A 13614-nucleotide genomic window follows, 5' to 3' on the forward strand; every position below is an offset into this window, starting at 1 on the left:
GATATCTCCATAGGACTGTAGGAGCGCCCGCGGGCGCGATGCTTTTCGTACGACCCATGATCGCGCCCGAGGGCGCTCCTACAAGGGCACGCCTTCGAGTTCTTCGAAGCCGAAGGCCAGGTTGAGGTTCTGCATGGCCTGCGTCGCCGCACCTTTCAGCAGGTTGTCCAGGGTGGCGACCACGACCAGGCGCTTGCCGCCCGGCGCCAGGGTGAAGCCGCCGATCTCCACGCCGTGCCGGCCGGCGATGCGGCTGACCCAGGGCGCCTCGTCCAGGATGCGGACCAGCGGCTCGGCCGCATAGCGTTCGCGGTAAAGCGCGCGGACGTCCTCGATCTTCATCGCCTGCTGCAGCCACAGGTTCACGGTCATGGTGATGCCGCGGAAGTGCGGCGCCACGTGCGGCATGAACTCCACCGGCACGCCCAGGTGGCGGCTGACCTCGCGCTCGTGCATGTGGTCGGTCAGCGCGTAAGGCATCAGGTTGTCGCGCAGCAGCTCGGTATTGTTCTTGTCCGATGGCGTGGTACCCGCGCCGGAGTAACCGGACACGCCGAAGCACTGCGGCGGGCCGGCCAGCCGGTCCCGCAGGGGTGCGATGGCCAACTGCATGGCGGTGGCGTAGCAGCCGGGGTTGCTGATCCGCGTCTGGCCGGCATAGTCCTGTCGGGTCAGTTCCGGCAGGCCGTAATACCAGTACGGATCGAACCGGTAGTCCGCCGACAGGTCCACGATAACGGTGCCGGGCGCCTGCGCGTCGATGGCCGCCACCAGCCCGGCGGCCTTGCCGTTGGGCAGCGCCAGGATCACCGCATCGGCGCCCTTGCCGCCGACCTGCTCATGGCTCAGGTTCTGGTAGCGCAGATCGCCGGCGAACTCGGGAATGTGGTCGCCGACCTTCTGTCCGTCGAGCTCGCGCGAGGACACGAACGCCAGCTCAAGGCGCGGATGGCGGGCGATCAGGCGGATCAGCTCGGCGCCGGTGTGGCCGCGGGCGCCGACGATGCCGACGGTCTTGGGGGTACTCATGGGGAATCCTGTTCGTGCCGGGCCAGCTTGGCCAGCAGGTTGCGTTTCACCGCCGGCCATTCGCCATCGATGATCGAGAAGACGACGGTATCGCGTGGCGAGCCGTCGGTGTGACGCTTGTGGTTGCGGAGCACGCCGTCCTGCTTCGCGCCCAAGCGGGCGATGGCGGCACGCGAGCGGTGGTTGAACCAGCTGGTTTCGAACACCACGCTGATGCAGTGCAGCGTCTCGAAGGCATGGGTGAGCAACAGCCGCTTGGTGTCGGTGTTGACGCCGGTGCGCTGCACGTCGGGCGCGTACCAGGTATAGCCGATGCTGAGCTTGGGCACGTCCGCCTCCATCCCGTAGAAGCGGGTGCTGCCGACGATGCGGCCCTGCGCATCGCGCACCACGAACGGCAGCACGCGCCCGTCCGCCTGCGCCGCCAGCGCCGCGTCCACATACGCGTCCACACGCGCCGCCGTCGGCACCTGGGTGAACCACAGCGCGGCGAGCGCGTCGCCGGCCAGGGCCGCACGCAGGCCGTCGACATGCGCGGGCGCCATCGGTTCCAGCTGCGCGTGCCGCCCCGACAGGGTGGGCACCTCACGCCATGCGGGCGGCAGGTCGTCGATCGCCATGGTCAGTCCTTCAGGGTCGGCTGGCGCGTGCGGCAGTGGGCCACGCAGCGCTCGATGTCGGCGAAATCCTCGATGCCGTACCAGAACACCTTCCACTTCTCCTGCTTGTAGCAGCCATCGGATTCGGCGTAGTAGAAGATGTTCACCTGGTTGTTGTGGCGCGAGCGCCAGAACAGCTGCGGATTCTCCTCGCGCATCACGTGCCAGACCGCGCGCCCCAGGCCCTCGCCCTGCGCATCGTCCAGCACGGCGAACTTGTCCAGGTAGGCGAACCCCTCCTCCCGGGTGAGGATCAGCGCGGTGCGGTAGTTCTCGCTGATGTAGACGAGGTAGGGCGTGGTGCGCTGGAAGTAGTCCTGCACCAGCGTGCGGCCGAAGCTGGACTCGATCAACGTCTTCAGGCGCGCCAGGTCCACACCCTCCCAGCCGCCCTCGAAGCGCAGCACACGCTCGCCACGCCGCACCAGCGTGCCGGAGCCGCGGTGGGTGAACAGCTCCTTGGCCAGTTCCGCCGGCTTGGTGATGGAGACCGACGAGGTCAACGGCAGGCGGTCCAGCAGGTCCTTGATCTGCTCGATCTTCACCCGCATGCCGCCATTGATCCACGGCTGCGCCATCAGTTCGTCGTACTCGGTGGACAGGTTGATGGAATCGATCACCCGTCCCTCCGCATCCAGCAGGCCGCCGGTGCCGGTCAGGAAGATGATCTTGTACGGCTGCAGCACCTGCACCAGTTCGTTGGCGGCGAAGTCGGCATTGATGTTGAGGATCTGCCCGCCGACGGTCTCGCCCATGCTGGCGATGACGGGAATGGAGCCGGCTTTCAGGCTGGCCTCGATCGGCGCCTGGTTGATGCGGGTGACATCGCCGACCAGCCCGTAGGTGGCCTGGTCCCTGAACTCGGCCTCGAACACGCCCGACACGATGGAGGTCGCGCGCGCGCCGGCCTGCTGCAGCGCTTCTACCAGGGCCAGGTTCTGCTGCAGGAACACCTTGCGCACGATGGCAAGCACTTCGGGCGTGGTCACGCGCAGGCCGTTGACGGTCTGCTTGGCGATGCCGGCCGCGGTCATTTCCTCGTCCAGCTGCGGCCCCGCGCCATGTACCACGATGGGCGTCAGCCCGACTTCCTGCAGGAAGGTCAGCGAGGAGGTCAGCGACTCCAGGTCGTCGCGCAGCACGGCACCGCCGACCTTCACCACCGCGAAGCGCTTGGCGTCCAGCTGCGAGAAGCGCTTGACGTACTGCGAGATCTCCTTCGCGCTGGCCATGCTGGACAGCAGGCGGATGATGGTCTGGCGGGTTTGCTTGTTCGATTCCATCGTGCGGTTCTGGGTACGTGTTCGGGTGGGTGCGCGGGTCAAGACAGGATGCGGACGACGCTGTCGGCATACCGCTGCAACTGCTCCAGCGATACCCACTCGTCCGCCGTATGCGCCTGGGCGATGTCGCCGGGGCCGTAGACGAAGGCGGTCAGTCCGGCGGCTGAGAACAGCGAAGCCTCGGTCCAGAAATCCACCGCGTTGCCGATCGGCAGGCCGAGTTCGTCGGCGAGGTCGCGCGCGGCCAGCCGGCGCTCCTCCGCGCGGGCGACATCGCCGGAAGGCAACGACGGGCCACGGAAGGTCTCCTCGTACTCGGCCAGCGCCTCGGCATGGGCCAGGCCACGGAACGTGGCGTGCAGCGCGGCCGGGTCCTGCGACGGCAGCGGGCGGAAACCGAAGCGCACCTCGGCGCTGGGCGCGATCATGTTGGCCTTGATGCCGCCCTCGACCCGACCGATGTTGAAGCGCAGGCCGGTCAGACCGCCGAAGCGCAGGTGGTGCTGGGCCTGCACGAAATCCAGCGCCGAGGTGCCCCAGCGCATCGCGTTGTGGAGCGCACTGAGCGAGAGCGCATTCTCGGCGGAGGCGTGGCCGGCCTGCCCCTTGAACGCCATGCGGACCGCACTGATGCCGCGATGCGCCAGTACGGCCTGGCACTGTGTGGGCTCGGCGATGATCGCTTCGCCGAAGCCATGGTCGCGCGCCAGGAAGGCAGCGATACAGCGTGCATCGTTGGCTTCCTCGTCCGTCGTGAACAGGAACGCAGCGTCGCCTTTGGTCGCCTGCGCGGCGGCCACCAGCGCCGCAGCGGCGCCCTTGATGTCGCAGGCGCCCAGGCCGATGGCCCGGTCGCCCTCGATGCGCAGGACGTGCGGATCGGCGCTCCACGCCGGCGAGGACGGCACCGTGTCCAGGTGCACGTTGAACACGCGCCTGGGCTGTCCGCGCACGGCGAAGAACGACACCGCGCCGGCGCCGTGGTCGGTCACTTCAAGGGTGAAGTCCGGCAACTGCGTGCGCAGGTAGTCGAAGATCCCATCGGTGCCGATGTCGCGCGGCGGGTTGCGGGTGTCGAAGGACACCAGCTTCTCGAGGTGGTGGAGAACGGATTGCAGCATGGTGTGTGTCCGTGGACCGTCGTCGTTTCGAACGTCATCCCGGCGTACGCCGGGATCCATCTTGTTTTTGCTTCTGGAGCGTCCGAAGCAGAATCAAACTGGATTCCAGCTTGCGCTGGAATGACGGCAGGGCTTTCCCGAAGACTCAGCGGTTGATCTCGGCCCACAGGGTCGAGCTCATGCCGAACAGCTTGATGAAGCCCTCGGCCTCCTCGACGCCCCAGTCCGCCGACTGTGCGTAGGTCGCGCCCTTGGCGTTGAGGATGTGCGGGGATTTCACCGCCACCGCATCGACGCGGCCGCCGCGGGTCTCCAGCACCACCTCGCCGTTGACGGTGGCCTGCGAGGACTGCAGGAAGGCTTCCAGATCGGCCTTCAGCGGATCGTGGTAGAAGCCTTCGTACACCAGCTCGACCCACTTGCGCGCGATCTCGGGCTTGAAGCGGTTCTGCTGCTTGGTCAGCACGGCCTCTTCCAGCGCGCGGTGCGCGGCGAGCAGCGACACCAGACCCGGTGCTTCGAACACGATGCGACCCTTCAGGCCGATCACGGTGTCGCCGGTGTACACGCCGCGGCCCACGCCGTAGGGGGCGAACAGCGCGTTCAGCTTCGCCAGCAGCGCGGCGCCGGCGACGGGCTGCCCGTCCAGGCTGACCGCCTCGCCGTTGCTGAAGCCCACGGTTACCCGCAGCGGTTCCACCGGCCACTCGGCCCGCGGCGCGCACCAGCCGCGGGCGCCTTCGCCCGGGGCGGACCACGTGTCGATCTCGCCGCCGGACATGGTCAGGCCCAGCAGGTTCTCGTTGATGGTGTAGCTCTTCTGCTTGGCGCGCACGCCGAAGCCGCGCTCTTCCAGGTAGGCCTGTTCGTAGGCACGGGTCTGGGTGTGTTCCTTCTGGATCTCGCGGATCGGCGCCACGATGCGGTAGTCGCCGCTGGCCTTCACGGCCAGGTCGAACCGCACCTGGTCGTTGCCCATGCCGGTGCAGCCGTGCGCGATGGCATTGGTGCCCAGCTCGGCGGCCCGCTTGAGCGCCGCATCCACGATCAGGTAGCGGTCGGACACCAGCAACGGATACTGGCCCTGGTAGCCCTCGCCCGCCCACACGAACGGCTTGACGAAGCCTTCCCAGATCGCCGGGCCGCCATCGACGGTGACGTGGCTGGCCACGCCCAGGTCGGCGGCGCGCTGTTCGATGTAGGCGCGTTCGTCGGCATCCACGCCGCCGGTGTCGGCGAACACGGTGTGGACGTTCCAGCCGCGCTCCTTCAGGTAAGGCACGCAGAAGCTGGTGTCGAGGCCGCCGGAGAAGGCGAGGACGATGTCTTTGGAGTTATTCATGGAGGCGTATGGAATCGGAGGAGAAGTGAGCGAAGAGGAGTGAGTAGACGCGGCGGGGTGAGAGATTCGGGGGACGTGGGGAGCGATGCGTTCGCTCACTCCTCACTCCTCCCCAATTACTCCTCGCTCTTATTGCTGCATCAAGGCGGTCATGATGGCCTTCTGCACGTGCAGGCGGTTCTCGGCCTCGTCGATGGCGATGCACTGCGGCGAATCCATCACGCCGTCGGTGGCCTTCACGTTGCGGCGCAGCGGCAGGCAATGGCTGAAGACACCGTTGTTGGTCAGGGCCATCTTGGCCTCGTCGACGATGAAGTGCTTGTACTGGTCGCGGATGGGTTTCTCCGGTTCCCAGTTGCCGAAGAACGGCAGCGCGCCCCAGCTCTTGGCGTAGACCACGTCGGCACCGCGATACGCGCTTTCGATGTCGTGGCTGACGCGCAGCGAACCGCCGCTTTCGGCCACGTTCTGCTCGGCCCAGCCCATGTAGCGCTCATCCAGCACGTAGTCCGGCGTGGGGCACAGCAGGGTCACGTCCATGCCCAGGCGGGTGGCGATGGTCAGCGCGGAGTTGGCCACTGCGGTGTTCAGCGGCTTGGGGTGGTAGGTCCAGGTGAGGACGTACTTCTTGCCGCGCAGGTCCGGGGTGCCGAAGTGCTCCTGCAGGGCCAGCGCATGCGCCAGCTCCTGGCAGGGATGGGTGATGGTCTCCATGTTGATCACCGGCACGGGCGAGTACTTGGCGAAGGACTTCAGCACGATGTCCTGGCGGTCGTAGGCCCAGTCGATGAACTTGGGGAACGCGCGTACGCCGATCAGGTCCACGTAGCGGCCCAGCACCTTCGCGACCTCGGCGATGTGCTCCTCGGTGTCGCCATCCATCACCGTGCCCAGGTTGAACTCGATGGGCCATGCGTCCTTGCCCGGCTGCAGCACCACGGCGTGGCCGCCCAGTTGGAAGGCGCCCAGCTCGAAGCTGGTGCGGGTACGCATGGACGGATTGAAGAACACCAGCGCGATGGACCTGCCCTTCAGCGCGTCGCCCAGCTTGTGCCGCTTGTAGAGGGCGGCCTGTGTCAGCAGCGCGTCGAGGTCGCTGCGGCTCCAGTCCTGCGTGTTCAAGAAGTGCTTCATTACGGCATCCTGGTGTCGGGAATGTGGCAAACGGGCTTCAGAAACGAAAAAACCCAGCCTCTGGCTGGGTTCCGGTGAACAGGCGAAAACGTCCGGGCTACCCAGCTAGATGCAGGATTCCGGTCGACGCGCACGCGAGGTCATGCCCGAGGCCTGGCGGGCCGCGCTGTCGGCATGGGCGTGTGCGTTCATCTTCATGGGCGCGAATGCTCGCATGTGCTGCGGCGCAGCGCAAGGATGGATTCGGTTACGTGTGCAACCGTGCACGGAATCACGGCCCGCTGGCCGTGGGCTGGACCGGCGCCACGTAGGGCACCACCGAAATGCGGATGCGCAGGCGGTTGCCCGGGTCCTCCGCCAGGCGTGAGCGGTACTTCACGCCCTTGTAGATGTAGTCCACGTCGTAGGCGATGGGGCGCTGGAACTCGCGTTCGACCGGGACCACCCTGCAGTTCACCTTCACCGTGGGCACGGGGGGCGCCACCGGGGGCGCATCCGCCTCGTCCTCTCCACCGAACCAGCCCCGCACCGAGCTGATCACCTTGTTCCAGCGACTCTCTTCCTGCACGGGCCGCTCCGGCTTGGGCGCAGGCACCTCGTCGCAGCGTTGCTCGGTGCGGCTGGCACGCAGGGTCTGGTACACCGGCTCGACGCTCAGCACCTGCGCATAGTCCAGTCGGACGTTCTCCGCGGGGATCACCCGCTCCTGCGCCATGGCGGGCACGGTGAGCAGCAGGCAGGACAGGGCGAAGGCGGAGCGGAGGCGGTGCATGTGGCCTGAAAGTGGTATCCCGGTGTCACAGTGTAGGGACCGCGCCTTGAGTGGGGCTGAACATCGGCGCCGTCATGCCGCACCGACCCCCGATCCCGGTACAGAAGGTAGAATCGACCGGCTTTCCCCTGCCCCGCCCCCATGACCCTGCGCCTGCACAACAACCTCACCCGTCGGGTCGAGGACTTCGAACCGCTCGGCCCCGTCCCCACGATGTACGTGTGCGGCCCCACCGTCTACAACTACGTCCATATCGGCAATGCCCGCGGGCCGGTGGTGTTCGGGGTGCTGGCCGCGCTGCTGCGCCGGCGCTACGGCGGGCTGCGCTACGCACGCAACATCACCGACGTGGACGACAAGATCAACGCCGCCGCCAGGGAACTGGGCGTGCCGATCTCGGCCATCACGGACCGCTACGCCGCGGCCTACCGCCAGGACATGGCCGGGCTGGGCGTGACCGGCGAGTTCGCGCCCGACATCGAGCCCGCCGCCACCGACCACATCGCCCACATCATCGCGATGATCGGGCAGTTGATCGCCGGCGGCCACGCCTATGCCGCCGAAGGCCACGTGCTGTTCTCGGTGGCGAGCTTCCCGGACTACGGCAAGCTCTCGCGCCGGGATCCGGACGAGATGCTGGCCGGCGCCCGCGTCGAGGTGGCCCCGTACAAGCGCGACCCGGGCGACTTCGTGCTGTGGAAGCCGTCCACGCCGGACCTGCCGGGCTGGGACTCGCCCTGGGGCATCGGCCGCCCCGGCTGGCACATCGAATGCTCGGCGATGGCCGCCGCCCACCTGGGCGAGACCATCGACATCCATGCCGGTGGCGTGGACCTGCAGTTCCCGCACCACGAGAACGAAGTGGCGCAGAGCGAATGCGCGCACAAGCACGCCGACGGCTCGCACAAGACCTTCGCCCGCTTCTGGGTGCACAACGGCATGCTCAACTTCGGCGGCGCCAAGATGAGCAAGTCGCTGGGCAACATCGAGAAGGTCCACGACCTGCTGCAGCAGCGCCCGCCCGAAGCGCTGCGCTATGCGCTGCTGTCGGCCCACTACCGGCAACCGCTGGACTGGTCCGAAGCGCTGGTGGAGCAGTCGAAGAACACGCTGGACCGGCTGTACGGGACGTTGCGCGATCTCGGCGATGTGGATGCCGCGCCGGCGACGCCGCAGGTCATCGAGGATGCTCTGGACGATGACCTCAATACCCCGCAGGCGCTGGCCGAAGTCGCACGCATCGCCGCCGAGGCGCGCAAGGCGGCCGCCGGTACGGACAGACAGCGCCTGAAGGGTGAACTCCTCGGCGCCGGCCGCGTGCTGGGCCTGCTCCAGCAGGATCCCGCCGCATGGTTCGGTCGCGGCGCGTCCGGCGACGACGACGCCCGCATCCAGGCCCTGATCGAGGAGCGCACGGCGGCGAAGAAGTCCCGCGACTTCGCCCGTTCCGATGCCATCCGCGACCAGCTGGCGGCCGAGGGCATACTCCTGGAAGACACACCGCAGGGCGTGCGCTGGAAGCGGGCCTGACCCGGCCGCCGCCGGCGCAGCTTCGGTCACGCCCCGGATGCCGATTTCATCCGGTCGCGTCCCAGGCCCTCCTACAATGCCGATCCGCGCCGATCTTCCGTGGCCGGGGCCGGTGCCTCTCCTACAAGACTCTACTGTGACCGCTACGATCTTCCCGCTCGAACCCACCGCCGCCGACGCGCAGGCGGCCATCAAGGACGAGTTCGCCTTCTTCGGCGACTGGTCCGAACGCTACCAGTACCTGATCGACCTGGGCCGCAAGCTGCCGCCGTTCCCGGAGGAATGGAAGCGCGAGGAGCATCGCCTGCTCGGCTGCCAGTCGATGGTGTGGATCGTGCCCGAGGGCGATGCGGCGCGGCTGGACTTCCATGCCATCAGCGATTCGGCCATCGTGTCGGGGCTGATCTTCCTGGCGCTGCGCGTCTATTCGGGCCGCTCCGCCGCGGAGATCCTGGACACCACGCCCGACTACATCGCCGACATCGGCCTGGCCAAACATCTCTCGCCCACCCGCAGCAACGGCCTGGCCTCGCTGCTGGCCTTCATCCGCGAGACGGCCGCCAGCGCGAAGTGAGCGAAGCCGGTTCCCGTTCCGCCTTCTCGCTGCTGCGCAACCGCGGCTATGCGGCGGTGCTGGCCTACCGCATCTGCGCCCTGCTGTCGTACCAGATCGTCGCCGTCACGGTCGGCTGGCATATCTACCAGCTGACCCGCGACCCGTTCTCGCTGGGCCTGGTGGGGCTGGCCGAGGTGCTGCCGTTCTTCTGCGTGGCGCCCTTCGCCGGTTACCTGGTCGACCATCTGCCACGGCGGCGTATCGGCATGGTCGCCTGCGCCGCGCTGGCGACCACGGCGTTGATCCTGGTGGCGGTATCCGCCGGCGGGCTGCCCTTCCAGGGGACGTGGCCCATCTACGCGGCCATCGCGCTGACCGGCATGGCGCGCTCGTTCCTCAGCCCGGTCTACAACGCGCTGTTCGCGAAGGTGCTGCCGCGCGAGGACTTCGTGCGGGCCGCGGGCCTGGGCAGCGTGATCTTCCAGGCCGCGCTGGTGACCGGCCCCGCCCTGGGCGGCCTGCTGGTGGGGTTCGGCGGCAAGACGCTGTCATACGCCATGGCGGTGGTGTTCGCGCTGCTCGCGGGCATCGTGCTGGCCCGCCTGCGCGTGGAGGAGCCGGGACCGCCTGCGGTCAGCCTGCCCGTCTTCGCCAGCATCGCGCAGGGCGCGCGCTTCGTATGGAACAACCAGATCATGCTGGGGGCGATGGCGCTGGACATGTTTTCGGTGCTGCTGGGCGGCGTGGTGGCGATGCTGCCGGCGTTCATCCACGACATCCTGCACCACGGCCCCGAGGGCCTGGGCATCCTGCGTGCGATGCCGGCGGCAGGCTCGGTGTGCGTGGGCCTGTGGCTGGCGCGCCATCCGCTGCAGCAGCACGCCGGCCGCGTGCTGCTGTTCGCGGTGGCCGGCTTCGGGCTGGCGGTCATCGCGTTCGGCCTGTCGCGCAGCTTCTGGCTGTCGGCGGCCATCCTGCTGTTCTACGGCATGTGCGACGGCGTGTCGGTGGTGGTGCGCTCGACCATCCTGCAGCTGTCCACGCCCGACGAGATGCGCGGCCGCGTGTCGTCGATCAACGGCATCTTCGTCAGTTCGTCGAACGAGCTCGGCGCGTTCTATGCCGGCACCATGGCCAAGCTGCTGGGACTGGTGCCGGCCGTGATCCTGGGCGGCTTCGCCATCCTCTCCGTCGCCGGGGTGACGGCATGGAAGGCGCCACGGCTGCGGCGGCTGGACCTGCGCGAACTGCAGTAGGCGGCAATCTCCGTGCCGGAAAAGAAAAACCCCGCCTTGGCGGGGTTTTCCGTGCGCTGGACGCGGGACTCAGTCGCCCTGCTGCTTCTGCAGATGCTCCCAGCGCTCCTGGGCATCGATGGTGCGCTCGGCGGTCAGGCGCGCCTCCAGGCGATCCAGGCCGATCTCTTCGCCGGTGTCGACGCAGTAGCCGTAATCGCCCCCTTCCAGGCGCTTGAGCGTGCTGTCGATCTTGCCGATCAGCTTGCGGTAGCGGTCGCGGGTGCGCAGTTCCAGCGAGTTCTCGGTTTCGCGGGTCGCGCGCTCGGCTTCATCGCCGATATCGCGGACTTCGTCCTTGAGGTTCTCGATGGTCTGCTTGGATTCCTCCACCAGGTCGGCGCGCCACTGCAGCAGGCGCTGACGGAAGTACTCGAGCTGCAACGGGCTCATGTACTCCTCTTCGGGGGAGGGCTTGTAGCCGTTCGGCACGATGGGGCGGCCGGTGGCTTCGTCGGTCTTGTAAGGCACTTCTTTCACCTTGCCGCGCACGACCGGCGCCGCAGGCCGGGCGGCCACGGCCACCGCGACCTTGCCGGTCGGGCGGGTGGCGGCAGGACGGGGACTCACGGGGGCTTCGGCGGTGGAGGTGGCTTTGGCGGTCTTGGTATTCGGTTTCGGGACTGGCACAGGCTTCGGGGGGGACGGAACCTTGGCGGCGGGCGCCGGGGCCTGGGCTGCCGCCTTGGGGGCGGGCACAGGCACGGGAGTCTTGGTCGCAGCCGCGGTGGGGGCGGACTTTGCCGGAGCCGGCTTGGCGGCTGGCTTCGGTGCGGGCTTGGGAGCGGGTGTGGTGGCCTTGGCCGGTGCCTTCACCGGCGCTGCCTTGGCGGCGGGCACCTTGGGCGCCGGCGCTGGCTTCTTGGCGACGGCGGGCTTGGCAGGCTTGGCGACCGCCTTCTTGGCGGGTGCGGCCTTCTTCACCGTCGGCTTGGCGACCGGCTTCTTGGCCGGTGCCGCCTTCTTGGCGACGGCCTTCTTGGCGACAGGCTTGGGCGCCGCCTTCTTGGCCGCCGGCTTGGCAGCCGTCTTCTTGGCGGCAACCTTCTTCGCGACAGGCTTCTTGGCGACGGCCTGAACGGGCTTCTTGGCGGCCTTGGCGGCCTTCTTCGCAGGTTTCTTCGCAGCCACGAACAACGCTTCCTTGTTCTTCCCGAGCATCGGGAAAGCGCGCTTTTATAGCCTACCCGGGAGGCAGCGGCAACCCGACGCGGTATCATCGGGACATGCTCGCCCGCCTGCTCATCCTGCTGCTGAAGGGCTACAAGCGCTTCATAAGCCCGCTGCTGGGGCCGCGCTGCCGGTTCGTCCCGTCGTGCTCGGAGTACGCGATGGAAGCGATCGGCCGGTTCGGACCGTTCAGGGGCGGCTGGCTGGCCCTGCGACGGATCGGCCGCTGCCATCCCCTGCACCCCGGCGGCCACGACCCGGTCCCCGCCCGGGACGGCGCCTCCCCCTCCCATTCCTGTTCAGGACACCACTGATGCCCGCCACCGTCATCGTCAACGCCCGTCTGGTCAACGAAGGTCGCGTCACCGAAGGCGACCTGCGCATCGACAACGGGCGCATCGCCCGCATCGCCGCCGAAATCCGGCCCCAGGGCGACGAGACGGTGATCGATGCCGCCGGGCGCTGGCTGCTGCCCGGCATGATCGACGACCAGGTGCATTTCCGCGAACCGGGCATGCCGCACAAGGGCGACATGGCCAGCGAATCCGCCGCGGCGGTGGCGGGCGGCCTGACCACGTTCATGGACATGCCCAACACCAGCCCGCCGACGCTGGACGCGGCCGCGCTGGAAGACAAGTACCAGCGCGCCAAGGGGCGCGCCTGGGGCAACTACGGCTTCTACCTGGGCGCCAGCAACGACAACCTGGACGCGATCCGCACCCTGGACCCGAAGACCGCCCCGGGCATCAAGGTGTTCATGGGCGCGTCGACCGGCAACATGCTGGTGGACAACCCCGACACGCTGGACGCGATCTTCCGCGAAGCGCCCACGCCCATCATCACCCACTGCGAGGACACACCGACCATCGACGCCAACCTCGCCGCATTCCAGGCCAGGTACGGCGATGCGCTGAGTGCCGAGCACCACCCGGACATCCGCAGCCGCGAGGCCTGCATCAAATCCACCCGCCTGGCGATGTCGCTGGCGCGCAGGCACGGCACCCGCCTGCACGTGCTGCACATCTCCACGGCCGACGAACTGGCGCTGTTCACGCCAGGGCCGCTGGTGCAGCCCGACGGCAGGTGCAAGCAGATCACCGCCGAGACCTGCATCCATTTCCTGCGCTTCGACCGTGCCGACTACGCCGCGCTGGGCAACCTGATCAAGTGCAACCCCGCCATCAAGGATGCGGGCGACCGCGAGGCGCTGATCAAGGCCTTGGTGGACGACGTGGTGGACGTGCTGGCCACCGACCATGCGCCGCACACCCTGGAGGAGAAGGAAAAGCCCTACGTGCAGGCGCCATCGGGCCTGCCCCTGGTGCAGTACGCGCTGGTGGCCGCCCTGGAACTGGTGCACGAAGGCCGCATGGACGTCGCCCGCGTGGTGCAGAAGTTCGCCCATGCGCCGGCGCAGCTGTTCGACGTGAAGGAGCGCGGCTACCTGCGCGAAGGCTATTTCGCCGACCTGGTGCTGATCGACGACGAGCCGTTCACCGTGAAGCGCGAGGACGTGCTGTCCAAGGTCGGCTGGTCGCCGTTCGAGGGGCGCAGCTTCCGCTCGCGCGTGGGCGCCACCTGGGTCAATGGCCGCATGGTCTGGAACGGCCAGCATCTGGTCGGCACGCCCAACGGCCAGCGCCTGGAGTTCGCGCGTTGAAGTTGATCGCCGCGGCGCTGTTCGCCGCTGTCTGTGCCGGCTGGGTTCCGCTCGTCGTTGCGC

13 protein-coding genes are annotated in these 13614 nt (G+C 68.1%); 5 read left to right on the forward strand and 8 right to left on the reverse strand.

The genetic code is table 11. The features are described 5' to 3' along the window. Nucleotides 1-78 precede the first annotated feature (78 nt). From argC to MUU77_RS10955, 7 genes are all read right to left on the reverse strand, one after another. Complete coding sequence (gene argC / locus MUU77_RS10925; RefSeq protein ID WP_245086673.1) at nucleotides 79-1029, reverse strand: N-acetyl-gamma-glutamyl-phosphate reductase; 951 nt, start codon at nucleotides 1027-1029, stop codon at nucleotides 79-81. Then, on the reverse strand, nucleotides 1026-1649 hold the full coding sequence (locus MUU77_RS10930; protein WP_245086675.1) for a GNAT family protein: 624 nt from the start codon (nucleotides 1647-1649) through the stop codon (nucleotides 1026-1028). Before MUU77_RS10930 ends, argC begins: the two co-directional genes overlap by 4 nt. A gap of 2 nt (nucleotides 1650-1651) precedes the next feature. After that, on the reverse strand, nucleotides 1652-2971 hold the full coding sequence (locus MUU77_RS10935; RefSeq protein ID WP_245086678.1) for an acetylglutamate kinase: 1320 nt from the start codon (nucleotides 2969-2971) through the stop codon (nucleotides 1652-1654). 38 nt (nucleotides 2972-3009) lie between these two features. Continuing rightward, nucleotides 3010-4092, reverse strand: coding sequence for an acetylornithine deacetylase (locus tag MUU77_RS10940; protein ID WP_245086681.1), 1083 nt, complete (start codon nucleotides 4090-4092; stop codon nucleotides 3010-3012). Nucleotides 4093-4237: 145 nt separating this feature from the next. Beyond that, nucleotides 4238-5434, reverse strand: coding sequence for an argininosuccinate synthase (locus MUU77_RS10945; protein WP_245086684.1), 1197 nt, complete (start codon nucleotides 5432-5434; stop codon nucleotides 4238-4240). Between the two features lie 129 nt (nucleotides 5435-5563). After that, nucleotides 5564-6568 (reverse strand): N-acetylornithine carbamoyltransferase, encoded by a 1005-nt coding sequence (locus tag MUU77_RS10950; RefSeq protein ID WP_245086687.1) that lies wholly within the window; start codon nucleotides 6566-6568, stop codon nucleotides 5564-5566. 271 nt (nucleotides 6569-6839) lie between these two features. Continuing rightward, entirely contained in the window at nucleotides 6840-7283 is a 444-nt protein-coding gene (locus MUU77_RS10955) for a hypothetical protein (RefSeq protein ID WP_245094392.1), read from the reverse strand. 198 nt (nucleotides 7284-7481) lie between these two features. Here MUU77_RS10955 and cysS point away from each other — a divergent pair, with 198 nt between their 5' ends. The 3 genes from cysS to MUU77_RS10970 all read left to right on the forward strand — a co-directional run bounded on the left by cysS (nucleotide 7482) and on the right by MUU77_RS10970 (nucleotide 10682). Then, entirely contained in the window at nucleotides 7482-8870 is a 1389-nt protein-coding gene (cysS, locus tag MUU77_RS10960) for a cysteine--tRNA ligase (protein WP_245086690.1), read from the forward strand. 136 nt (nucleotides 8871-9006) lie between these two features. Then, complete coding sequence (locus MUU77_RS10965) at nucleotides 9007-9444, forward strand: SufE family protein (RefSeq protein WP_245086693.1); 438 nt, start codon at nucleotides 9007-9009, stop codon at nucleotides 9442-9444. Continuing rightward, entirely contained in the window at nucleotides 9441-10682 is a 1242-nt protein-coding gene (locus MUU77_RS10970) for an MFS transporter (protein WP_245086696.1), read from the forward strand. Before MUU77_RS10965 ends, MUU77_RS10970 begins: the two co-directional genes overlap by 4 nt. A 69-nt stretch (nucleotides 10683-10751) precedes the next feature. Here MUU77_RS10970 and dksA read toward each other — a convergent pair whose 3' ends face one another. Next, entirely contained in the window at nucleotides 10752-11852 is a 1101-nt protein-coding gene (gene dksA / locus MUU77_RS10975; RefSeq protein ID WP_245086699.1) for an RNA polymerase-binding protein DksA, read from the reverse strand. A gap of 95 nt (nucleotides 11853-11947) precedes the next feature. On the opposite strand from dksA, the gene yidD reads away from it, so the two are divergent. Together yidD and MUU77_RS10985 are read left to right on the forward strand one after the other, a co-directional pair. Beyond that, nucleotides 11948-12205 (forward strand): membrane protein insertion efficiency factor YidD, encoded by a 258-nt coding sequence (gene yidD / locus MUU77_RS10980; protein WP_245086703.1) that lies wholly within the window; start codon nucleotides 11948-11950, stop codon nucleotides 12203-12205. Continuing rightward, nucleotides 12205-13551, forward strand: a complete 1347-nt coding sequence (locus MUU77_RS10985) for a dihydroorotase (RefSeq protein WP_245086706.1) — start codon at nucleotides 12205-12207, stop codon at nucleotides 13549-13551. The genes yidD and MUU77_RS10985 overlap by 1 nt, the downstream gene beginning before the upstream one ends. Nucleotides 13552-13614 lie beyond the last annotated feature (63 nt).

Source organism: Pseudoxanthomonas sp. F37 (genome assembly GCF_022965755.1).
Lineage (GTDB): Bacteria > Pseudomonadota > Gammaproteobacteria > Xanthomonadales > Xanthomonadaceae > Pseudoxanthomonas_A.